The following is a 23,556-nucleotide window of genomic DNA, read 5'->3' as shown; positions in this document are numbered from 1 at the left end:
GATGTGTCATATGAAAAATCGAGTAATGATAATAGGCGGTGTGCAAGCAGGAAAGTCAACATTGATGAATACTTTGTTAGGCAAGGAAAGTACGGCTAACAAAACACAGGCACTCGTTTATGATGACTGGATTGTTGATACACCAGGTGAATATGTTGAAAATCCCATGTATTACAGAAATATTATGGCAACGTCGCTGGAAGTAACTCATGTGATTTATTTGCAGGATGCTACATCAGCAAGAAGTGTGTTCCCTCCGCAATTTAGCTTAGGGATTCCAAAAATACAAATTGGTGTTATTACAAAGATTGATGCTCCTAATGCAGATGTAGAAAGGGCTACAGCTTTATTAAAAAATGTTATGACGCATGGGCCCATCGTGAAAACCTCTTCATGGCAAAAGCTAGGAATCGAGTTTATTGAACCATTGATTCAGCTGAAGACACATGAAGACATTCAACAATTTGTTAAGGATCGCGATAGTCCGTATCTCATGTATTGCTCACAGTAGCGAGAGGGAGGTGTAGGGTGAAAACTGAAAAAATATTTAGTGCAGGCATTGATATTGGGACAAGTACCACAAAAATGGTCGTCAGTAGTTTTTTGTTAAAAAATGTGGCTGGTGTGACACATGTGCCAAGGATTGAAATTATTGAGAAAACGGTATTGCATCAAAGTCCAATTATTAAAACACCTTTTATCAATAAAGACATCATTGATATGAAAAAGATTGAGGAATTTATTTTTCAGCAGTATCAATTGGCACAAATTGCGCCAACAGACATTTCAACGGGCGCCATTATTATAACAGGCGAATCCGCCACGAAAGAAAATGCAAGAGAGGTTGTCCATACCATTGCAGATGGCGCTGGTCATTTTTTAGTTGCTACCGCTGGTCCTGATTTAGAGGGCATCATCGCCGCCAAGGGGGCAGGTACTTTACAGCAATCAAAGAATTCATCCAAAGTAATAGCCAATATTGATATTGGTGGTGGGACAGCGAATATTGCTGTGATGCAGTTTGGGGAAGTCATTGGTACATGTACCTTACATGTTGGTGGTAGATTGATTGAATTTAAGGAACGCAAGATTCAATCAATTTCTCCGCCACTCATGCGACTGATGGAAAACTGGTCTAATCCGTTAGCTGTCGGTGATGCGGCAGAGGATGTTCGCGTCTCACAATGTATTGAAGAGATGGTTGGAACACTTGCCATGATTCTTCATGGACAATGTACCAATAAAGAGCATCCATTATTACTAGGACATTTACCCAACTGGCATAAACCAGTTGATGCCATTGTCTTTTCAGGTGGTGTAGCCTCCTGTATTTATGAAAATGACTGTACGCAGCGTCAGTATGATGATATTGGCGAAAAACTAGCAAAAACGCTACTTAAGCATGAGCAGCTTCAATCATTTTTATGGCTGCGACCAGAGGAAACAGCACGAGCAACAGTCACGGGGGCAGGTACACAGACCACTGAAATAAGTGGCGCAACTATTCAAGTAGATGCCGACGTGTTACCACTAAAAAATGTGCCTGTCTTCAACTGCCATATGAACGATGCAACAACAGACTTTAACACTGTAGTAAAGACAGCTGTTGAGCGAGCGGATGATCTATTTTCCATACAGGATAATCGTTCACCATTTGCCCTCTATTTTAGTGAATTGCCGTATTTAAGCTTTCAGGATGTACATGCATTGTGTGAGGCTGTTTTGCAGCATTTGGCGACAAGATGCTCCAAGGACATACCAATTATCATAGTCATTCAATCAGATTATGCAAAGATTATTGGACAAACCATACAAGCAATTAATTCTACAGTACCAATTATTTGCATCGATCAAATTAAAGTGGAGACGGGTGATTATATCGACATAGGAGAGGTTCTGCCATCTGGCGTTGTTCCTGTTGTTGTAAAAACTCTTGCCTTTCACTCAAAGTAAGGAGGATGAATGTGAATTTATCGGTGATATTTGGTGGAGAAAAATATAATTTTAAATCATTAAAAGATGTCATGGCGAAGGCCAATGAAGAAAAATCCGGCGATCAGCTAGCAGGGATTGCAGCTGAAACGGTTCAACAACGAATCGCAGCAAAGGCTGTATTAAGTGAGCTTTTAGTGAAAGATATTCGAGAAAATCCATTAGTGCCACAAGAAAATGATGAGGTTTCACGCATTATTGAGGGTGACATTAATGAGCAAATATATGGAGAAATCAAAAACTGGAGCATCGAGCAGCTACGCGAATACATTTTATCAAATGATACGGGTGACCGTGAGCTAAAGCGTTTAAGCAAAGGGATGAATTCCGAGATTATTGCCGCTGTTACAAAACTAATGTCCAATTTAGATCTTGTACATGCAGCCAATAAAGTTGAAATACTTTCAACGTGTAATATTACGATTGGTCAAAAAGGGACGCTGTCATCTCGTCTACAGCCAAATCATCCGACAGATAATATTGATGGCATCATCGCCTCTCTAAAAGAAGGACTGTCCTATGGTATTGGGGATGCTGTTATCGGCATTAATCCTGTAGATGATTCAGTTGAAAGTGTCAAAAAAGTGCTTACGGCTACAAAGGAATTCATCAATGATTGGTCCATTCCTACACAAAACTGTGTATTAGCTCATATTACAACACAGATGAAGGCAATTAAACAAGGTGCCCCAGCAGATATGATTTTCCAAAGTATCGCAGGGACAGAAATTGCTAACCGTTCGTTCGGTATTTCTGCTGATTTAATACGAGAAGCAGAGGAGCTCATTAAAAAACAAGGAACAGGTACTGGTCCAAATTTATTCTACTTTGAAACAGGTCAAGGCTCAGAGCTATCGGCAGAGGCACATATGGGCATTGACCAAGTAACACTGGAATCGCGAAATTATGGCTTTGCTAGACATTTTAATCCTTATATTGTCAACACAGTAGTTGGCTTTATCGGTCCAGAGTATTTATACAACAATAAACAGGTTATTCGTGCTGGTCTAGAAGATCATTTCATGGGCAAAATGCATGGAATCCCTATGGGTGTAGATATTTGTTATACGAACCATATTAAAGCGGATCAAAATGATATTGAAGATTTAAGTGTACTACTGACAGCGGCAGGCGTTAACTTTATTATCGCTGCGCCAATGGGTGATGATGTAATGCTTAACTATCAATCGATGAGCTTCCATGATGTAGCTACATTACTCCAAACATTTGGTAAAAAACCAGCTCCAGCATTTTTAGCATGGTTAGAAAAAATGGGCATTTATGAAAATGGTCGACTTTCAGCAAGAGCTGGCGATTTATCCATTTTTGAAAGGTAGGTGAATCGAGTGAATGATCAATTAGTCTCTATGATTACACAGCTTGTCATGGAAAAGATGGAGAAAAATACAGGAAACCAAGCACCTGAAGTTGTAGCTCCTCCAGCAGAACAATCACTTATTAAAATATATGATACAGTCGACAATCGTCCGACAGAAATAACAGAGTCTCAAACGACATCACAGGGACCGTTAATAAAGCTGTATCAGCACGGAGCGCCTCAGTCGGAACCGATAGCTCCTGCTACTCTAGAACAACCTTTTAATACGGCTGTGCCGATTAAGCCATTTCAGTTTGAAGCAGAATCATTAACAGAAAGTGTGCAGGCTGCAAAAAAACATACACCTGCTCGAATTGGCGTTGGTAGAGCAGGGACAAGACCAAAAACGAAAACATGGTTAAAGTTCCGACTTGATCATGCTGCTGCGGTAGATGCCGTATATGGTGAAGTTTCCGAAGAGCTTTTACAAAAACTAGATGTTTTTCAAGTAACAACGAAAGTAACTGATAAGGAAGAATACATTACAAGACCTGATTTAGGTCGTCGTTTATCAGAGGAATCAAAGGCACTGATTCAACAAAAATGTAAGCAACAGCCTAAAGTGCAGATTATTATTTCGAATGGCCTAAGTGCCAGTGCCATTGAAGAAAATGTGCAGGATGTGTACTTGGCACTTCAACAAAGTCTTAGCAATTTAAATATTGACATCGGTACTACATTTTATATTGATAAAGGCCGTGTCGCTTTGATGGATGAAATTGGAGAGCTGTTACAGGCAGAGGTAATTGTTTACTTAATTGGTGAGCGTCCTGGTCTTGTCTCCGCAGAATCGATGAGTGCGTATTTATGCTACAAGCCAAGAATCGGTACAGTCGAAGCGGAGCGTATGGTGATATCCAATATCCACAAAGGTGGTATTCCACCATTAGAAGCGGGTGCTTATTTAGGAACAGTCGTACAAAAAATCTTGCATTACCAGGCAAGTGGCGTTGAGCTTGTCGCAAAAGAAGGTTAGGGGGCTGAAACATGAATCCTCAAAAAATTATGGCACAAATTTTGGCGATGCAAACCATTCCAAGAGTCAACAGTGAATTAGCAGAGCAGCTAGATTTAAAGCCATATCACAATAGCATTGGGCTTGTCACATTGACCATTGATGATGTTGGATATGTTGCTATTGATGAAGCAACGAAAAAGGCAGATGTTGACGTTGTCTATGCGAAAAGCTTTTATGCGGGAGCAGCTCATGCATCGGGCCCATTATCAGGTGAAATGATTGGCATCATTGCAGGAAGCTCGCCTGATGAAATTCGTAGCGGACTTGATGCCATTCAACAAAAAATTGAGTTTGATACGTACTTCGAGGCGATTAATAACAATGAAAATCATGCTTTGTTTGCCCATACAGTGGCAAGCTGTGGAACGTATCTCGCCGAGCTGGCAAATGTAAACGTCGGCACACCACTTGCCTATTTAATCGCACCGCCACTAGAGGCAGTAGTTGGATTAGATGCAGCATTAAAGGCGGCAGATGTAGAGTTAAAGGTTTTCTTTGGCCCTCCGTCTGAAACCAATTTTGGTGGCGGCCTATTAAGTGGTAGTCAATCATCTTGCGAGGCTGCGGCAAATGCTTTCAGAGAAGCTATTGAAAATATAGCTAGAAATCCAGTGATCTAGAAAGGAGGCGGCTTTATGGCCACATTAGACAAAGATTTATTAGCAATTCAAGAAATGAGAGATGCCGTTAAACAGGCTAATACAGCACAGGCTGCCTACATGCAATTTTCACAGCAGCAAGTAGACAACATAGTGAAGGCTGTTGCGGATGCTGCCTTTAAGGAAGCAGACCGTTTAGCAAAAATGGCTGTGCAAGAAACAGGGATGGGTATCCCTAATCATAAAAAAATGAAAAATGAAGTGTCTTCACGAGATGTCTATGAAGATATTAAAGACTTAAAAACGGTTGGTATTGTAGGCTATGATCGGATGAAGAAAGTGGCAGAGATTGCGAGTCCTTTTGGGGTCATCGCAGGTATAGTGCCAACGACGAATCCAACATCTACAGCCATTTTTAAAACACTTATTTCTTTAAAAACAAGAAATGCATTAGTGCTAAGTCCACACCCATATGCGGTGAAATGTACAAAAGAGGCGTTAGATGTTTGTCGAGTAGCGGCGGAACAAGCTGGTGCACCTGAAGGGCTACTGCAATGCTTAACGATGTCTTCTATGGAAGCTACGCAACAGCTCATGAAGCATCCTGATATTCATTTAATTTTAGCAACAGGCGGCGGTGCTTTAGTGAAGGCAGCCTATAGCTCTGGAAAGCCAGCTTATGGTGTAGGGCCGGGGAATGTCCCAGCTTATATCGAAAAATCAGCTAATATCCAAAAGTCTGTCCGTCAACTGGTTCACAGTAAGTCGTTCGATAATGGCACCATCTGTGCAACAGAACAAGCCATCATTGTAGATAAGGCGATTGCTGAACAGGTACAGACGGAATTAAAGAAAAACGGTGCTTATCTATTAAATGCTGAAGAAAAAGCAAAAATGGAGAAATTAATTTCACCTGTTCCTGGAAAGGTAAATCCACAAATTGTCGGGAAATCAGCTACTTGCTTAGCAGATTCTGTTGGCATCACAGTCCCAGAAGATACAAAAGTTCTTGTTGGGTTAGAAACGATGATTGGTAAAAATATACCGTTTTCGCTTGAAAAACTTTCACCAATCTTTGCCCTCTATATAGTAGAAAACAGTACAGAAGCAAAGCAAGTCATGATTGACCTATTAAATATTGGTGGTCGTGGACATACATGCTCGATTCACACTGAAAATGCAGCATTAGCTGAGCAATTCTCTGTTGAATTACCTGTCTCACGTATTGTAGTCAATACATTATCATCTATCGGTGCAGTAGGTGGAACAACAGGATTAGCACCATCCTTTACATTAGGCTGTGGTACATTTGGCGGTAATATTACGTCGGATAACATTACAGCAAGACACCTATTAAATATTAAACGTATGGCTTATGGCATTAAAGATGTCGAAGTACCAAAACCAGAATTTGAAATACAATCCGTTGTTGAGTCGGTTGTCTCACAGGAGCCTGCTCTTGACACGACGATGGTTCAACAAATTGTCGATCAAGTATTAAAACAAATCACATTACAAAATAAATAAATTATTTGGAGGAATGACAAATGAGTACAGCATTAGGAATGGTAGAAACAAAAGGTTTAGTAGGAGCAATTGAAGCAGCAGACGCAATGGTAAAGGCAGCAAGCGTTAATTTAGTAGGAAAAGTACATGTAGGTGGCGGTATCGTAACAGTGCTTGTACGTGGCGATGTAGGTGCAGTAAAAGCAGCAACAGATGCAGGTGCAGCAGCAGCTCAACGTGTAGGAGAACTTCTATCAGTACATGTAATCCCACGTCCACATCACGAATTAGAAATGATTTTACCAAAAGCAGAAGCATAATTTTAGCTTTATTTAGGACAAGACGCCCATCTCAATTGTTGGTGAATTAAACTGTGGATACAACACCACCACAATTACGCTAGGGCATAAAGGATTTGGATGAGAGTTAATCCTACCAGAGGACAGCTCTCATCTTGTCTAATAGGTAAACAATTAATGAGATAAAGAGGTGGCTAACGTGACAACAGCTACAAAAACATTTCCAGTGGCCATTTCGGCTCGTCATATTCATCTTAGTGAAGAGGATTTGCAAGCACTTTTTGGTCCAAATGCGACGCTGACAAAGGATTTTGACTTATCACAGCCTGGGCAATTTGCTGCCAAGGAGCGTGTCTCTATCGAGGGTCCAAAAGGCATTATCCATAATGTTCGTATACTTGGACCAGTGAGACCAGCAACACAGGTGGAAGTCAGCCGAACAGATGCCATGAAGCTTGGTGTGACACCTCCGTTAAGACAGTCGGGTGATATTGACCATTCTGCAGGCATTAAAATCCTTCACCAAAATAAAGAATTGCATATCGAGCAGGGTGTTATCATTGCACAGGCACATATTCATATGACAGAAGAAGATGCCAAAGCATTGGAAGTGCATAATAACGAATTGGTTTCTGTGGAAGTTGAAAGTGATCGACCTGTTACTTTCCGTGGCGTAGTCGTCCGTGTTTCCAATGACTTTAGTCTGGAAATGCATATCGATACGGATGAAGCCAATGCAGGTTTTATTGAACAGCAAGCACAGGGTAAATTAGTAAAAATCTCATCGTAAGGAGGAGGCAAGATGCAAGAAAATCTGGTTCAAAAAATTGTGGAAGAAGTTCTGCAGCAAGTCTTAAAAAATCAATCTTCCCCTCCACATGACGGTAAAATTCCTATTGGTGTATCTGCCCGCCATGTCCATCTTGCACAAGCAGAGGTGGAGCAGCTTTTCGGTGAGAATTATCAGCTTACACCGAAGTTTGAGCTTTCACAGCCAGGGCAATTTGCTGCAGAGGAAACCGTAGTAATTGCTGGTCCAAAAGGATCAATTGAGAGAGTACGTATTCTTGGCCCAGCTCGATCGTTGTCTCAAGTGGAAGTAAGCTGGACAGATGCTATGAAATTAGGGTTGAAACCTCCATTAAGAATTTCCGGTGATATTCAAGGTTCTAGTCCTGTTACATTAATCGGTCCAAAGGGGAGTGTCGTGTTAAATGAAGGACTTATTATTGCACAGGCACATATTCATATGTCCCCAGCGGATAGTGCGAGATTTAATGTAGTAGATGGACAGTCTGTTCAAATCAAGGTAGAAGGAATTCGCCCGATTATTTTATCGAATGTGGTCATCCGTGTATCAGAGCGTTATCGATTAGAAATGCATATCGATACAGATGAAGCCAATGCAGGATTAATTCAGCAGGGAACACTTGCTGAAATTGTACATCACCAAGGAAGTGAACCATCTTCTATACCAGTGAAAGTGCAGTCGCCAGTCGTAGAGAAAGTAGAGAAACCATCCGTCTATCATTATGATAAAAAGCTACTTTCACAAATAGAAGTGCTAGAAATAGAAGCACAAGAAATTGTAGTACCAAAGAAAACGATTGTGACAGCATTGGCTTATGATAAGCTACGAGAACTAAATAAAACATTAACGGTCCGAGCTGAGTAGTAAGACAATCTGTGTCGCATAAAGAGGGTGAAGTTCATGCAAATGGGTAGAGTAATAGGCAGTGTATGGGCAACACGTAAGGAGGAAGGGCTGAATGGATTAAAGCTATTAATCATTCAACCCATTGACTCCAATCAACAGCCGATTCGCACAGAAATTGTTGCAGCTGATCGTATAGGTGCGGGGATTGGTGATGATGTACTCATTACAAGCGGTGGGTCATCACGCTATATTATGAAAGAAAATCCATTACCAATCGATGCAGTTGTTATAGGTATTATTGATTCTACTGAAGTGATGAGAGGTGAAGACAATGAGTAGCGCAATTGGAATGATTGAAACAAAAGGCTTAGTTGGTTCGTATGAAGCAGCGGATGCCATGATTAAGGCGTCAGACGTCACAATCGTTAAACAGGAATTCGTTGATGGTGGAATTGTGACGGTCGTCGTGAAGGGTGACGTAGGTTCAGTACAAGCAGCGGTAGAAGCTGGAAAGGCTGCTGCCATGCGTGTTGGTGAACTATTAGGCGCTCATGTCATTCCGAGACCTGATGAAGATGTATTCCAAATGATTAAAGGCCCAGAGGCACCAAAGAAAAAGCCTGCCTCTACACCAGCATCAGCACGTGCTAAAAAAACAACCGAAGCAACACCGACGACAGATAATCGAGGTGAAGAATAATGGCCTTTCGTAAAAATAAAATCGCTGTTATTGGAGCTGGTCACACTGGTTCTACATTGAGTTTATTTTTAGCACAAAAAGAATTAGGTGATGTGGTGCTTGTCGATATTCCAGAGGCTGAGAACCCGACAAAAGGGAAGGCATTGGATTTACTACAGACAGGCCCAATTGAAAAGTTTAATGTCTCCATTAAAGGGACGAGTGATTACGAAGATATAGCTGGTGCCGATATTGTCGTTATTACAGCTGGTATCCCTCGTAAGCCAGGCATGAGTCGTGATGATTTAGTTACTACAAATGCCAAAATTATTCAACAGGTTTCAAGACAAATTAAACACTATGCTCCAAATAGTATCGTCCTTGTGTTGAGTAATCCAGTTGATGCTATGACCTATGTGTGTCATAAGGAAACAGGCTTTGCTAAAAATCGGATTATCGGTCAGTCTGGTGTGTTAGATACAGCTCGCTTCAATACTTTTGTAGCCCAGGAGCTACAAATTGCACCAGAAGATGTCTCTGGCTTCGTGCTAGGGGGACATGGTGATGAAATGGTGCCATTAATCCGTTATTCCTATGCTGGAGGTATTCCATTAGAAAAGCTAATTCCCCAGGAACGACTTCAGCAAATCGTCGAGCGTACACGTAAAGGTGGCGGTGAAATTGTCGGTTTACTAGGAAACGGAAGTGCCTATTATGCCCCAGCTGCGGCATGTGCACAGATGGTTGAAATCATTATCAAAGATCAACGAAAAATCATCCCTTCTATAGCCCTATTAGAAGGTGAATATGGATACCACAATCTGTTTTTAGGGGTACCAACTATTTTAGGTGGCAATGGGATTGAATCTGTGATTGAATTGCACCTAACCAATGAAGAACAAGCAGCCCTCCAGCATTCAGCAGAGGCTGTTAAACAAGTGATTGCCATTTGCCAAAACATTGAATAGTGAAAACACAATCTATTTTTTAAATTGAAAGATAGGATCCCCAACTTTCTTTCGATCGAAACTTCATAATAGCTCTTAAAAATGTTTGATTGGAAACCGAACATAACTGAAAGCTAGTTAATATTCCCCTTATTATATATAACACTCTCATTTATGGGAGATCTGACTGTAGCAAGCTTAAATGTTTGCTACAGTTTTTTGTTATGTTCACAACCTATATCATAAAAACGATTAACACTTCTACTATAATCAAATAAGGAGGGATGTGGATGAACAACATCGTACAGGAGATGGTTGAATGGATTGAAAGTCATCTATTAGAGGGATTCTCATTAGAGCATTTAGGGAAGGATATGGGGTATTCCCCTTATTACTGTTCCTTTAAATTCCACCAGATAACTGGAATAACAATCAAAAAATATAGATCACTTCGAAAAATGTATCTTGCTTCAATGGCCTTAAAAGATCCACAAAAGAAAATCATCGACATTGCTTTTTATCATGGTTTTTCATCTCAGGAATCCTTTTCTAGAGCTTTTAAAAATACATTTGGTATAAGTCCAAACGATTACAGAAGGTCCCCACAACCTATACAAACATTCGTGAAGCTGAATTTACTGGGGGAGAGAGGATGGTTTACGATGGATATTTCACAAAAATTAAAAATTGAGGCGTTACAAGAGAAAATCAATGCCCAATATGATCAAAAGATATTGAATGTATTGAACGGGCAAATAATGTATGAAGAGTTTGCTAAACAGCAATTAATGGGGAACTCTGATTACGTACCTTTTAATGAAGCGATGTGTACAAATCCAACGACTAGTGTGATTTTCAGTGAAGAATTTAATAAAATTCGTTCTACGGGGCATCAGGTGTCATTAGAGGATTATGAGCTGATAACAGTGAATCCGTTGAAACCATTGTTGACAAATGACTATCAATGTATTGTTTTATGGTTTGGAGACGATATGTTTTGTCAGCTGAATCTACTGACAGTTCTTGCTTTCTTAGAACAACAAGGGTATCAAGGCAAGGTCTATTATCATATGGTCAAGGAAATGACCTATGATGTGGAAGAAACGGAGATAGTACTAGGCAATTATATGGAGATCTATGAACAGGTGTTGATACAGCATCGTCTTCCAAAGACTACAGTTTTACCAGTCATGTATCAGGGCGTTCAATTATATTTCAACTATTTAAAGGAGGAAAACGAGATTACCACGTACATAAAAAAACATCTCGATATGCCTCAAAATGATCTGATAAAGCAACTATTTTACTTATTTCCTCACTATGGATTAGGGGATCGTCAATATAGTAAACTTATCGAGAAAAGTAAAGAGTGAATAGTCAGATTCATTTTACCAAAAGGTCCACAATATACAAAATTTTCGAAAATATGATAAACTTATAACGGGAAAAGGAGGATAAAAGCATGACAGTTCAACAATTTATAGACTATGTGAAGAAGATGCAACATTATGAGGAAGCACTCAATGTGATTTATTGGGATATGCGGACAGGTGCACCCAAAAAAGGGCTAGCGCAACGTTCAGAGGTTATTGGCACATTGTCAGCCTCTTTATTTGATATGCAGACAAGTGAAGAATTAGGCGAGCTTTTATCTGCTTTAGAAACACAAAAAGCGGATCTTGACTATGTAACACTTCGTTTAGTGCAAGAAGTAAGAAAGAATTACGATCAAAACAAAAAAATCCCAGCAGATGAATATAAAGAATACGTGATTCTTCAATCAAAATCGGAAACGGCTTGGGAAGAAGCAAAGGCAACTAATAATTTCGCCCTTTTCTTACCATATTTAGAAGAAATCATTCAATGGCAGAAAAAATTCATTCACTATTGGGGCATAAAAAACGGATCTCCGTACAATACATTACTCGATTTATATGAACCAGATATGACGACAGATGTCTTAGATCAAGTGTTTGGCGACTTACGTCAATCGATTGTGACACTTGTCCAGAAAATTGCCAATTCATCGAATAAGCCAAATACAGATATGTTATTTAAGCATTTCCCAAGGGAAGCACAGCGTGAGCTATCATTAGAAATGCTAACGCAGCTTGGGTATGATTTTGAGGCAGGACGCTTGGATGAAAGTGTGCATCCTTTTATGATTGGCTTAAACTATGGTGACGCTCGTATTACAACAAAATATGATGAAAATGATTTCCGTTCAGCCATTTTTGGCACAATTCATGAATGTGGACATGCGATGTATGAGCAAAACATTGATGAAAAACTTGCAGGTCTGCCATTAGCTACTGGGACATCGATGGGGATTCATGAATCACAATCATTATTTTATGAAAACTTTGTCGGCAGAAATGAAAAGTTCTGGGAGCATAACTACGAGCGCCTTCAACACTTCTCACCAGCCCAATTTGGCGATGTTGCATTAGACGAATTTTTACGTGCCATCAATATGGTAGAACCATCATTTATTCGCATTGAAGCAGATGAACTAACATATCCATTACATATCATGATTCGCTATGAAATTGAACGTGACTTATTCAATGGGGATTTACAGGCGAAAGATCTGCCACAAGTGTGGAATGATAAATATGAAGAATATTTAGGCATTCGCCCTGAGACGGATGCACAAGGTGTGCTACAAGATATGCATTGGTCAGGCGGAATGTTTGGCTATTTCCCATCCTACGCATTAGGGATGATTTATGCGGCGCAGTGGAAGCATGCGATGGACAAGGATATTCCTAATTTTGATGAATTACTAGAAAAAGGAGAGCTACTGCCAATTCGAGAGTGGCTAACTGATAAAGTTCATCAATATGGAGCATTGAAAAAGCCATTTGAATTGCTGAAAGAAGCGACAGGGGAAGGCTTAAATGCTAAGTACCTAGCAAACTATTTACAAGAAAAATATACAAAGCTTTATCAGCTATAAAAAAACAAGCGATTTCTCTACAATGAGAAATCGCTTGTTGCTTTAAAAAAGCCTTAGTCAGCTAGGGAATTGGAAATAATTCATAAGATTGACATTTTGCAAGCGGATGGGACAAAATTACAATTTAAGATTTAAAGTAATTCACATGTTTCATTATTATTCTTTATAAAATATGCAACATTATAACGAATTATTTTTAAGCTGAACTATTTTGTTCAACAATCGGGCCAGATTGTGGAATAAAATCATTTTGTGCAATGTTACCAAACAAGGATTTAGTAGCTTATTTCACATAAATGATAGACTGTTTAAAAAATTTCCATTAATATGTTATTTTTAATGAAATTAAATCTAATTTGAGGTGAATTTATATGTTATTAAAGCCAAATAAACTCCAGCAAGGAGATTATATCGCCACAATAAGTCCTTCTTGGGGAGGTGCTGGAGAACCAGAATTAAAATGGCGTTATGAACAAGGCGTAAAAAGACTTGAAGAGGTTTTTGGACTGAAAGTTATAGCAATGCCAAATAGCTTGAAAGGTGCAGATTATCTAGACAAAAATCCAAAAGCACGTGCAGAGGACTTAATGATGGCTTTTAAGGACCCCAAGATTAAAGCTATTATTGCAAATATTGGTGGAGATGATAGTGTTCGTTTACTCCATTACATTGATTTTGAGGTTATAACTAAAAATCCTAAAATTTTAATGGGTTACTCAGATGTAACGATTGTTCATTTATTTTGTTTGAAGGCGGGTATATCTTCATTTTATGGACCAGCAATTTTAACCGATTTTGCTGAAAACGTTGAAATGCACTCATATACCGTTCAATCTATTCAGAAAACGCTATTTTCTAATGAAGTAATAGGTGAAATTGTTCCTTCTGTAGAATGGACAAGTGAGCATTTAGAATGGATAGAATCAAATAAAAATCAAAAACGCACAATGCAGCCTAATAAAGGATACGAATTGCTGCAAGGTAAAGGTATAGTGCAGGGACGTTTAATAGGAGGGTGCATTGAAGTACTAGAGTTTGCTAAAGGTACCGTGCTATGGCCTGAAGAAAAATACTGGGAAAATTGCATCCTTTTCTTTGAAACATCTGAAGATCAACCAGAGCCTAACCTACTTAGATATTGGTTGAGAAACTACGGTGTACAAGGTATTTTACAAAAAGCAAACGGAATTATATTTGGTAAACCACAAGATGAAAAGTATTGCGAAGAATATAAAGAAGAGATTTTAAAAGTGATGAAAGAATTTAACTTGGAGGATACACCAATTCTATACAATATGAACTTTGGACATACCGAACCAAAATTCATTTTACCTCTTGGTGCATTAGCAGAAATTAATTGTAATACAAGCTCTTTTACTATTTTAGAAAACACTGTACTGTAAGATGTTAGCGGCTTTTTGGGACAAATAAGGATATTCAATAATCGGGCGCTTTTCTTGTATAAGGAAAGTGCTTTTTCAATTTAAGGGCAAGGTTAGAACAAAGAAAAAATATTGACTTGTTACTGTTAATGACAGTATACTGTCATTAACAGTGATGTTGTATCATTAAAAAAATGAGGGGTGTATCTTTTGTGAAGCATACAGGGAGACATACAGGAGCATTTCTTTTGCTGTTTTTAACAGAGGGAGATAACTATGGAGGAAAACTTCTACAAAAATGTGAGGAGGAGCTTCCCATCAACCCAATTGATAGTGCGATATTATATCGCACGCTAAAAAAATTAGAGGAAGAAGGCGCTGTTGAATCTTATTTGAATATATCTGAGCAAGACAAACCGATAAGGATGTACAAAATTACTACTATTGGTAAAAGAAAATTAGAAGAATTTCATCTAGATATTGAAGAAAAAATGAAAAATTTAGCTTTTTTCCTAGATAAATTTGAGAAATGGAAGGTTCAAGATAATGGTTAGTGGCTTAGTTCTCTATTCGATAGCCTCTATATATTTGGGAATTTCCTTCATAAAAGACAAATACAAAACAAAAACAGCATTATTTAAATCATGGACAATGTTTCGAAATGTTTTGCCAGATTTATTAGCGATTATGCTATTTATTGGTCTGGCATTATCTTTATTGACACCATCCCTTATTTCTTCCATTATTGGGGGGAATTCAGGTTTCCTAGGTATCATCTATTCCACGATTATTGGCTCAATTGCTTTAGTTCCAAGCTTTATTGTCTTTCCTCTCGGACATACATTAGTTCAGAATGGAGCTGCCCTTCCGCAAGTTGCCGTATTAATGTCGACATTGATGTCTGTAGGACTTGTTACTTTAACTATGGAGCAAAAGATTTTTGGAAGAAGTTTTGCTTATGCTCGAAATATTTCTTCCATAATAATGTCTCTTCTATTTGCATTAATTATTTGGGTAGTGATGACATGATGAAGCTAAAAAGATATCGTTTCTTTTTCATTTTATTATTAGGATTATTTCTTCTTACATTTATGAATCAAGCAATTGCTATAAAAACCGTTCAGTTAACTGGTAAAAGTATTTTGGATATGTTATTTCTGCTACCTCCTATATTTATATTAGTTGGATTATTAGATCAATGGGTAACGAAAGAAACACTTATTAGTTATATGGGTGAAAAATCAGGTATATATGGAGTCCTCTTCACTCTATTATTAGCAACGGTAGCAGCAGGCCCTCTTTATATAGCCTTTCCAATAGCAATATTATTATTGAAAAAAGGAGCTAGTGTGCGCTATATAGTATTTTTCTTAGGGGCTTGGTCGACAGTGAAATTGCCGGTTCTGTTGTATGAATTCACATCATTTGGTCTTAAATTCACACTTATTCATATTTGTTTTGGTCTCGTGTTTTACTATTTAACAGGAATTCTTTTTGAAAAATTATACAGCCAAGAAAAATTACTAAAGGATAATGCAACCATGGAGATATAGATTTAAGTCATTAAAACTTTTAACCCCTCAATTTCTAATTTATAATGTTATGAATACGTTATTCAACAATCGGGCGCTTTTATGAATCATGTTGCGAGGTGATATTTGGATTGGGGATTAATATTTTGATGTATACAATGGTCTTTTTAGGACAATTAATTAGCGTCAGTTTAATATTAGCTATTTTTACTTCTGTTTTTGTTAAGAGCAGGAAGCAAGGTCTTGTATTTTTAACAATCTATATATTACTAAATATATACTCTCTAATTATTGGATTTAAATTTTCGTTAGTAATGGGGAGTGGTATGTTGATTATATATATTTGCTTAGGTATATTAACTTACTTTGTTATTAAAAAGAAACTTTCAAACCTCTTTTTGGATTAATCAAATATAGAGGTCTATTTTGACAGCAGGAGACAAGATAACTGTCTTGATATTCAACAATCGGGCGCGTTTCTCTAAGAAATGCTCCTTTTTTCATCAGAAACAGCATTAGCAAGATCAACTTGTCTTTCCTTTAAGTTTCGAGGTATAGTTATATTATGGGAATTTAACCCAAATTTCCTAAGTTAAATGATGAGAAAATAATTAGTTCAGGGGGAATATAATGTTCATTAGGAGAGCAAAAATAGAAGATTGCAATTTTTTAACCAACTTGGCTTATAAATCAAAAGCTTGCTGGGGATATACAGAAGATTTTCTACAACAATGTAAAGATGATTTGACTGTAACTAAAGAATACATAGAAGAAAATCCCGTTTATTTAATGGAGAGTGATAACAAGATAGTAGCTTTCTATAGCTTTACAATTAGTGAACGGAAATTAGATGCATTGTTCATAGATCCTAATTATATCGGTAAAGGATTAGGGAGAATGATTTGGGACCATTTACTAAATAAAGCAGAAGAGTTAGGAATAAACGAATTTACTCTTGATAGCGAACCTAATGCCGAAGGTTTTTATTTAAAAATGGGAGCAGAGTGCATTGGTTCTACTCCTTCTTCGGTGTTCCCAAATCGTCATCTTCCTCTAATGAAAGTTAAAGTGTTTTAAAATGCATTAATTAGATTAATTACGGAATTTAAACAAGAAGTGTGTTAGATGACTATATTTATTTTTAATCATTATCACTAAATGTGTAAACGGCTTGAGTTCTTTAGAATTATGGGTACAAGCCGTTTTTTATTTCGACTGTCAACTTGATGGGGTGCAATTGTGAAATGATGATTTTAGTCCTTCAAAATCACAGGTTGAAAGTTTTCTTGAACTAAATGGGTGCTTTAGTTTAACAAGTAAAAAACAATGAACACTAACTTGATCTTCAACAATCGGGCGCGATTCTGTAATAAGGATTAGCGCTCCATCTCATTATAGGGCCAGTTTAATTGAATAAGAGATGTTGAACAAAAAACCCGAATAGCTACACTTTTTTAGTGTCCACTATTTGGGCAAGTTCGGTTTTTTATTTACTGAATAGCTGAGATTAAAACTTCAATTATGTAGTCTGAATCATTTACATTGCATGTAAATACATATACGGGCTGATAATAACCTTTTGTATCATAAGTATATGTTAGACGAACATTCGTTATCGTTAATGTATCACCTTTTTGTAAAGGATTGTATGTGCTAAACTCTCCGTTTTCCATTACATTATATGCTTGCTGTTGTGAAATTAATTGCTTTTTCGCAACCATTTCATTGTCACTGATGTCAAATAATATGTCGGGTACTTGCTGATTAAAAAGACTAATCATAACCAGACCTTTAGAGAAATCTTCACATGTGGATTGTAAATTCTCTGGTTCAGCTAAATCCCAACGAATTGTACGTTCATCTTGCTGCTGATAGATAGCGTTATTAGGTAATAATCCTTCACTTTTTAACCAATTTTCTAAAAGTTGCTTTTTCTGTTTAATATCAACTTTTAGGGGGTCATCATTTATATTATCGAATGATAAGGACCAAGAACCATTTGACATGAAATAAGTTAAATAATAGTTACTGCCTTCATCGTCTTGAAATGTAAATATACGATTATCCACTTCAATCCGTATGCCACCTTGTTGTTTCAAATTAAATTGTTTAGCAATGGATTGGGCGATTAATTTTCCTTTTTTTATATCATTTACATCTTTATTGTAATAAACACATGCGTTAGGTGATTTATTGGAAAGTTCAGTTTCCAGTTGCATCTGTATGTGTTCCATATTTTGTTTTTGTGCAGGTTTGAATGGTAGATTCCCAAATTCTTGAGCGTTATATACCACATTTGCTACGCCAAATAACGTAATAAAAACTACTGGAATAGAAATAGCTTTCACAATCGGTATAAATGTTAATTTTCGTTGTTCAGTCCATAAAATGAATACCATCACGATAAAGTACCCTGCTAAACTCCCAATGGTATTATGCAAAAGGTCGTCTAATTCAAAAATCCCTTTACCTGTAATCAATTGGGAAATTTCAATACAAGACGTGAAAGCAATTGATATGACGAGTACACGCCAAAATGATTTGTTTTTATGATGAATCAACGGTAATAGTACGCCTAACGGTACAAACATTAACATATTAAAGATGATTAATTGATATTCAGTCAGTGACCACTTGTTCCATGCATTTACATAACTAGTGAATAGACTGAAATTAATCTGATCTGTATATTTTGCCCCTCTACTGAGAGTAGTGATTCCAAATACTACAATGAACCAACAAATAAGTAAAGTGATGAGAACAAATTTAGAAAGACGTATTGGATATTTCCCCTGATAAAATTTTCTATATATAAAGTATCCAATTATCAAGATTGTGATGATAAAAATAGAATATTTTACATACGGTAAAAGACCCGATACTATACTAATCAAATCCATTGTAACGTAACCTCCTTAATAATTTGCCTTGTTCATTGTAGCAAGAAAATCTTAAGGTTCTTTAAGTATAAAACTTAAGATTTTATGAAGTATGTAAGTATGTTTAGTTATTAAGTATTTAATAATGACTGTTTTCAATAAGATGGTTGTTATTCGGCTAACGGGTGCTTATCTTCAATAAGGTACTCAACAATCGGGCGCTTTCCTGGAAACAAGGAAAGTACCTTTTTGATTAATTAGAGTTCGGAACTATCAATATTTTTTTAGTTTGTTGAATATCCTTGTATGTCAATACAATCTATTATTGCGATTTTTTGGGGATATTGATATGAACGAATTTAATACAGATAGATTAAAAGAATATTTAATACGATCAGGAGACCACTTAAAGCCTTCTAGTTTTGGACAGAATTAGAGATAGAACATCTAAGGGAAGCTTGTCAAACAACGATGGAGAAAGCACTATTTGAGTTTATGTATTCAACCGGCTGCCGTATTGGTGAAATTGTAAAATTAAATCGAGAAGATATCGATTTTCAATCGAATTCAGTAATTAATTGTACAAGGGAAAGGTGATAAAGAAAGGGAGGTGTACTTTAATACCCGCTGTTCTATTTGGTTAAAAAGGTATTTAGATGAACGAGAGGATAAAGAACCTTGTTTGTTTATTACGGACAGACGGCCGAAAAGGCGAATGAGCATTGATAATTTAAGATATATTATCAAGCGCATATCAAATCGTGCTAGTATAAAAAAGAGTATACATCCGCATCAATTACGACACAGCTATGCAACGCATATGATTAATAACGGTGCGCCAATTGATGTCATTCAAAGAGTCATGAAAAGAGTGAGACTACAAAGATATACGCTCAACTAAGCGGAAAGCTAAGACAAGATTTATACAGTAAATACTTTTAAAAAACTTTCATTCAATCAAGACACTCATGTAGAATTACAATACTTTCTAAAAGGAGGATATATAATGAAAGCAACGAAACTCGTATCATTAGCAATACCTATTCTATTATTAGTAGGTTGTGCGGTAGAAAATAAAGAGTCTACTCCTAAGACTGAGCAGTTAAGCAAATCAACAATGAAAACAGTAATATCAGAGAAACAGTATCCCTATTATATTTGTGAACAATTAGTAGAGTTTCAATACATGAAGGATTTATTCATAGTAAACTCGATGAAAGCTATGGAAGACAAAGAAAAAGAAAAAGATATTTTAAAAACAGCAAACAAGATGGATAAGATTTTAGACAATATGGAATATGTAAAAGTTCCTGATAAATACAAAGACATTCACAAAGACATACAAGTAGGGGTAACAGATGCAAGAAAAGCAATAAAGCTTATTAAAGACGCTAGTAAAGAGGATAAGCCGAATATGCAAGAAGTTGTACTAAAAAGTACTCCACATTTATCAGGTGTGGATGGAGATAATTGGAAAAACGCACTTTATGAGTTAAGTAAGGAAAACAAAGATGCTTATGGTAAAGCACTTGATAAATTAATGAAAGAACATGCGGAATAATATAGTACCATACAACAATTATAAGGGAGTTATGCGTAAAATTAGTTCTTCAACTAACGGGCTGCTTTAGTTTAACACGAATTATGGTTATAATCTTCCACAATCGGGCGCAATTCTGTAATAAGGATTAGTGCTCGATCTCATTATAGGGCCATATTATAGAATAACATTCTTTAATGAAAGATTGCCAAACAATGGTTTGGGAATAATTTAATTACAATCTATGTCTATATTGAAAAAGGGAGGTGTCATTATGTGGTTAATATTAGGTCTTATTGCTATAGTAGCAACTTGTATAAATCTTTTTATGTATGGGACAGGTAAAGATTATAAATTGGCAATGGCAATGGGGATATCATTTACAGCATTGACACTCTGTGCAGAACATAGCCTTGTATCTAATTGGATAAAAGTTGAAGATTGGTCGGCTTTAAGGGAAATACCTAATATGAATAAGGCGTTTTGGTTTCTGACAATTGTTTCTATCTTACTAAATATAGCACCTATACTTTTAGAACTAAAAAATAAAAAATAATTACTTATTGAAGTTTTTACAGGCTTACAACGTTAAGTACAAACATCCCCAAGCCACGCTTTGGGAAGGTTATACTTTAACTAACTTGGCAGTTTAGTGGAATAAGGATCTGTTAAAATAACTTGTATTTTGATATGGTTGAAACAAAACAATATGCATTTGAACTTAAAGGCAAACAAGGATTTATAAGAATTGAGTTAAAGGAAATAATATCAAAATTGATGAGAGGTTTTGGTTATGTATTTTAAATTGTTCAAAAAAAATCTTGCTATTATAATTGCTTTTTTGCTCCTTTTGTTAATGGGCTGTGAAAACCCCAAAAAATATGTAGAAGAAAATGTTGAAAATCATTTGGAAAACTACGGAATAAAGAACTACAACATACTAAGTGCTAAAAATGATGGTGAGCGTGGTGAAAGTAAGTATGGTTATGTAGAAATCTATAAACCTTATCATGTAAATCTCACATTAGCCTTTAATCGAGAAACAAATCAATTTATTCCTAACGAAAGTGACGATGTTTATTTACAACTATTTAAAGAAGCATATATTCAACAACATCCCGAACTTATCGAGGCATCCAATCAGATTATCAAAAATACCATTTAATGGATGAACCTTCAAAAAATTATTATCTTGATTTTAATATTGAAAAAGGTCAAAAAAAAAGGCTAATTGATGACCTTAGAAAGAAAGAAAAAATAGACACCAATTCATTATTACCATCACTAACAAGCGATGAAAATGAATCGTTGTATCCTTTGAACAATGAGTCAGTTATTAATTTTCATTATAAGTTCAATGTTTACGAAAATAACAATACAATCCCGAAAGCCATTGATATTTTAAACGATTTTAAAGAAAGTAAAGTGTTGTGTGAAGGGAAGTATTTTTTAAATATACAGGTGGTATCTTACGAACAAAATTCAGTGACTTCTTTAGATGAAGATTATCCTGAAAACAATATTCTTTTTGTAGTCGGAAAGGATGGGGAAGTTAGAGATATAAGGAAATTAAAATGTACCGGATGGCTAAAGTATACCGTAGTTCCATTCACCTAGTATTGTAATGGCAACAGCCTCCCCGACCAGCACTATAAATGATTTTTGGACAGGATTTCTCTTCATCCAGGGAATACCACTTTTAATACTAATACTTGGAATCTCAAAATGGTTTATCATTGACAGAAGAAAAAATAAATAAGCATATAAATAGTAATAATTAATTAGTGTTAATAAAGACAAGTTTGTGAAGAAATCCCTACTTAAACTATATGGGTGCTTTTCATGAAGATTATTGAGTTGCATAGTCAGCTCTTTTTTTCTTGAACTAACGAAGCCGGATAGTTAAATAACAATGTAGATATATACGGTGAATAACTATTAAATAAAAGTTTGGAGAGTGATTGTAATGAGGATACTATTGGAGTTCATAAGAATGTTTTTTTTACTCATAATTTTTTATTTTATTTCAGGCAATATTATTGTTCGTACCTACCAAAAATTAGGGATGAAATATTCGAATACTTATGGAATAATGATGACAATCTCAATTTTAATTATATTTACTATTTTATATCGAAATAAACTACAATTTAGTGGATGGTATAAAGGTGATGTAAAAGACAAACTCTCAAAAACATTAACAAAATGGCTGATTACATTTGCACTACTATTATTGTTATCACCTCCTATCCTAAGCTTCTTATTCCAATAACGGGGTGCTTTAGTTCAATAACGATATTCAACAATCGGGCGCATTTCTTTAATAAGAAATGTGTCTTTTGCAGTTTAAGGGCCATATTGTTGAAGAATAATTAAATGATTTCTGGGGAAAGTACTTCTAAATTAACTCTAAATTAAAGGAGTATACGATGAAGAAAATCATTGGAATATTATCTTTTGTTTTTCTTACTATCTATTTTACTAATTATGACATGGTTACAGAAAAACTCTCGAATGAGGACTTATATAAAGATGCTTTGTTAACAACTTCAGGAAATCTTAATTCTCAAAGTGAGCAACCTGATTATAAGATCATATATGATACGTTGCTTACAACACTATATCCATCCTTAGAAAAGGAAATTATTAATTATTATGGTTACCTAAAGCAATATGGTTTATATGATGCTAAAATTTTGAGTATCAATAGGTATGGGGGTCAGTTTGACTTTATTGTAAAAGTCCAAGTCACAACCTTTGAACATGCACATGATCCCCCCAATGGTAAGGAAACAATGACTTTCAAAATAGACCCATTTGGTGTTAAAACAATTAGCTTTCAACATAAGGGCGATAAATTAGAAAAGGACATAGATGAATTTTATAAAGCAACGTTTTCAGATATAAAACAGTCATTTAATTTGAATTTAGATCATTACACTGCTTACACATACAACCAATTGCAATACCAAGCAGAAGTAAATAATGAATTTAAATCCCTTTTTACTATTGCAGAAGAAATAGCAACCAACATATTGCTTCCTGAAAAAAAGTTGCCCAACAAAAATATTATTGACCCTGTTACCTTTTTAAAAGACGACTCAGGTTATATACTCTTCAAAAAGTCCGATGGTATAATTTTTTTATCATTTAAAAAGTATGTATAATGCTTCATTATTTGGTATTTAA

General features: G+C 36.2%; 25 protein-coding genes and 1 pseudogene. 25 read left to right on the top strand and 1 reads right to left on the bottom strand.

Going from position 1 to position 23,556, the window contains the following annotated elements; translation table 11 throughout:
* The first annotated feature begins 10 nt into the window (after positions 1-10).
* From ABC382_RS07550 to ABC382_RS07460, 19 genes are all read left to right on the top strand, one after another.
* Positions 11-511, top strand: coding sequence for a EutP/PduV family microcompartment system protein (locus tag ABC382_RS07550; RefSeq protein ID WP_274796476.1), 501 nt, complete (start codon positions 11-13; stop codon positions 509-511).
* Between the two features lie 17 nt (positions 512-528).
* The gene (locus ABC382_RS07545; RefSeq protein ID WP_322610465.1) at positions 529-1,953 is read left to right on the top strand and encodes an ethanolamine ammonia-lyase reactivating factor EutA; all 1,425 of its coding nucleotides are present in this window, start codon (positions 529-531) and stop codon (positions 1,951-1,953) included.
* 5 nt (positions 1,954-1,958) lie between these two features.
* Complete coding sequence (locus ABC382_RS07540; protein WP_274796479.1) at positions 1,959-3,329, top strand: ethanolamine ammonia-lyase subunit EutB; 1,371 nt, start codon at positions 1,959-1,961, stop codon at positions 3,327-3,329.
* Positions 3,330-3,338: 9 nt separating this feature from the next.
* A complete protein-coding gene (eutC, locus tag ABC382_RS07535) occupies positions 3,339-4,346 on the top strand; it encodes an ethanolamine ammonia-lyase subunit EutC (RefSeq protein WP_322610466.1) in 1,008 nt (335 codons plus the stop codon).
* A gap of 11 nt (positions 4,347-4,357) precedes the next feature.
* Positions 4,358-5,008 carry an ethanolamine utilization microcompartment protein EutL gene (gene eutL / locus ABC382_RS07530; RefSeq protein ID WP_322610467.1) on the top strand — a complete coding sequence of 217 codons (651 nt, stop codon included), beginning with the start codon at positions 4,358-4,360 and terminating at the stop codon, positions 5,006-5,008.
* A gap of 15 nt (positions 5,009-5,023) precedes the next feature.
* On the top strand, positions 5,024-6,514 hold the full coding sequence (locus ABC382_RS07525) for an aldehyde dehydrogenase family protein (protein WP_322610468.1): 1,491 nt from the start codon (positions 5,024-5,026) through the stop codon (positions 6,512-6,514).
* A gap of 20 nt (positions 6,515-6,534) precedes the next feature.
* A complete protein-coding gene (locus ABC382_RS07520; protein ID WP_004269321.1) occupies positions 6,535-6,813 on the top strand; it encodes a BMC domain-containing protein in 279 nt (92 codons plus the stop codon).
* Between the two features lie 178 nt (positions 6,814-6,991).
* On the top strand, positions 6,992-7,582 hold the full coding sequence (locus ABC382_RS07515) for a phosphate propanoyltransferase (protein WP_322610469.1): 591 nt from the start codon (positions 6,992-6,994) through the stop codon (positions 7,580-7,582).
* Between the two features lie 12 nt (positions 7,583-7,594).
* Entirely contained in the window at positions 7,595-8,467 is an 873-nt protein-coding gene (locus tag ABC382_RS07510) for a phosphate propanoyltransferase (protein ID WP_274796485.1), read from the top strand.
* A 36-nt stretch (positions 8,468-8,503) separates the two neighbouring features.
* Positions 8,504-8,788, top strand: a complete 285-nt coding sequence (locus ABC382_RS07505; RefSeq protein WP_008176433.1) for a EutN/CcmL family microcompartment protein — start codon at positions 8,504-8,506, stop codon at positions 8,786-8,788.
* On the top strand, positions 8,781-9,149 hold the full coding sequence (locus ABC382_RS07500; protein ID WP_274796486.1) for a BMC domain-containing protein: 369 nt from the start codon (positions 8,781-8,783) through the stop codon (positions 9,147-9,149). Before ABC382_RS07505 ends, ABC382_RS07500 begins: the two co-directional genes overlap by 8 nt.
* Positions 9,149-10,096, top strand: coding sequence for a malate dehydrogenase (mdh, locus tag ABC382_RS07495; protein ID WP_274796487.1), 948 nt, complete (start codon positions 9,149-9,151; stop codon positions 10,094-10,096). The genes ABC382_RS07500 and mdh overlap by 1 nt, the downstream gene beginning before the upstream one ends.
* Positions 10,097-10,365: 269 nt before the next feature.
* Positions 10,366-11,448 carry a helix-turn-helix domain-containing protein gene (locus ABC382_RS07490; RefSeq protein WP_322610471.1) on the top strand — a complete coding sequence of 361 codons (1,083 nt, stop codon included), beginning with the start codon at positions 10,366-10,368 and terminating at the stop codon, positions 11,446-11,448.
* Between the two features lie 89 nt (positions 11,449-11,537).
* Entirely contained in the window at positions 11,538-13,034 is a 1,497-nt protein-coding gene (locus ABC382_RS07485; protein ID WP_407133445.1) for a carboxypeptidase M32, read from the top strand.
* A 371-nt stretch (positions 13,035-13,405) separates the two neighbouring features.
* Positions 13,406-14,437, top strand: coding sequence for a S66 family peptidase (locus ABC382_RS07480; RefSeq protein ID WP_322610473.1), 1,032 nt, complete (start codon positions 13,406-13,408; stop codon positions 14,435-14,437).
* A 191-nt stretch (positions 14,438-14,628) separates the two neighbouring features.
* On the top strand, positions 14,629-14,970 hold the full coding sequence (locus tag ABC382_RS07475) for a PadR family transcriptional regulator (RefSeq protein ID WP_322610474.1): 342 nt from the start codon (positions 14,629-14,631) through the stop codon (positions 14,968-14,970).
* The gene (locus ABC382_RS07470) at positions 14,963-15,445 is read left to right on the top strand and encodes a hypothetical protein (protein WP_274796492.1); all 483 of its coding nucleotides are present in this window, start codon (positions 14,963-14,965) and stop codon (positions 15,443-15,445) included. Before ABC382_RS07475 ends, ABC382_RS07470 begins: the two co-directional genes overlap by 8 nt.
* A complete protein-coding gene (locus tag ABC382_RS07465; RefSeq protein WP_274796493.1) occupies positions 15,442-15,969 on the top strand; it encodes a permease in 528 nt (175 codons plus the stop codon). The genes ABC382_RS07470 and ABC382_RS07465 overlap by 4 nt, the downstream gene beginning before the upstream one ends.
* 609 nt (positions 15,970-16,578) lie before the next feature.
* The gene (locus ABC382_RS07460; protein ID WP_322610475.1) at positions 16,579-17,025 is read left to right on the top strand and encodes a GNAT family N-acetyltransferase; all 447 of its coding nucleotides are present in this window, start codon (positions 16,579-16,581) and stop codon (positions 17,023-17,025) included.
* A 413-nt stretch (positions 17,026-17,438) separates the two neighbouring features.
* Here the strand turns inward: ABC382_RS07460 and ABC382_RS07455 are convergent, their stop codons facing one another.
* Complete coding sequence (locus tag ABC382_RS07455; protein ID WP_312505497.1) at positions 17,439-18,848, bottom strand: VanZ family protein; 1,410 nt, start codon at positions 18,846-18,848, stop codon at positions 17,439-17,441.
* 235 nt (positions 18,849-19,083) lie between these two features.
* Here ABC382_RS07455 and ABC382_RS07450 point away from each other — a divergent pair.
* From ABC382_RS07450 to ABC382_RS07425, 6 genes and pseudogenes are all read left to right on the top strand, one after another.
* A pseudogene (locus ABC382_RS07450) lies at positions 19,084-19,769 on the top strand (tyrosine-type recombinase/integrase).
* Positions 19,770-19,833: 64 nt separating this feature from the next.
* Positions 19,834-20,388, top strand: a complete 555-nt coding sequence (locus ABC382_RS07445) for a metal ABC transporter substrate-binding protein (RefSeq protein WP_312505305.1) — start codon at positions 19,834-19,836, stop codon at positions 20,386-20,388.
* A gap of 253 nt (positions 20,389-20,641) precedes the next feature.
* Positions 20,642-20,923, top strand: coding sequence for a hypothetical protein (locus ABC382_RS07440; RefSeq protein ID WP_322606313.1), 282 nt, complete (start codon positions 20,642-20,644; stop codon positions 20,921-20,923).
* 237 nt (positions 20,924-21,160) lie between these two features.
* Positions 21,161-21,532, top strand: a complete 372-nt coding sequence (locus tag ABC382_RS07435) for an RNA-binding protein (RefSeq protein ID WP_322610479.1) — start codon at positions 21,161-21,163, stop codon at positions 21,530-21,532.
* Entirely contained in the window at positions 21,532-21,984 is a 453-nt protein-coding gene (locus tag ABC382_RS07430) for a hypothetical protein (RefSeq protein ID WP_322606310.1), read from the top strand. Before ABC382_RS07435 ends, ABC382_RS07430 begins: the two co-directional genes overlap by 1 nt.
* A gap of 812 nt (positions 21,985-22,796) precedes the next feature.
* Entirely contained in the window at positions 22,797-23,534 is a 738-nt protein-coding gene (locus ABC382_RS07425) for a DUF3888 domain-containing protein (RefSeq protein WP_322606309.1), read from the top strand.
* Positions 23,535-23,556: the final 22 nt, after the last annotated feature.

The organism is Lysinibacillus phoenicis (assembly GCF_047238325.1).
GTDB classification, from domain to species: Bacteria; Bacillota; Bacilli; order Bacillales_A; family Planococcaceae; genus Lysinibacillus; species Lysinibacillus irui.
Note: the sequence above shows the minus strand (reverse complement) of the source record. Positions and strands in the feature narration are given on the sequence as shown.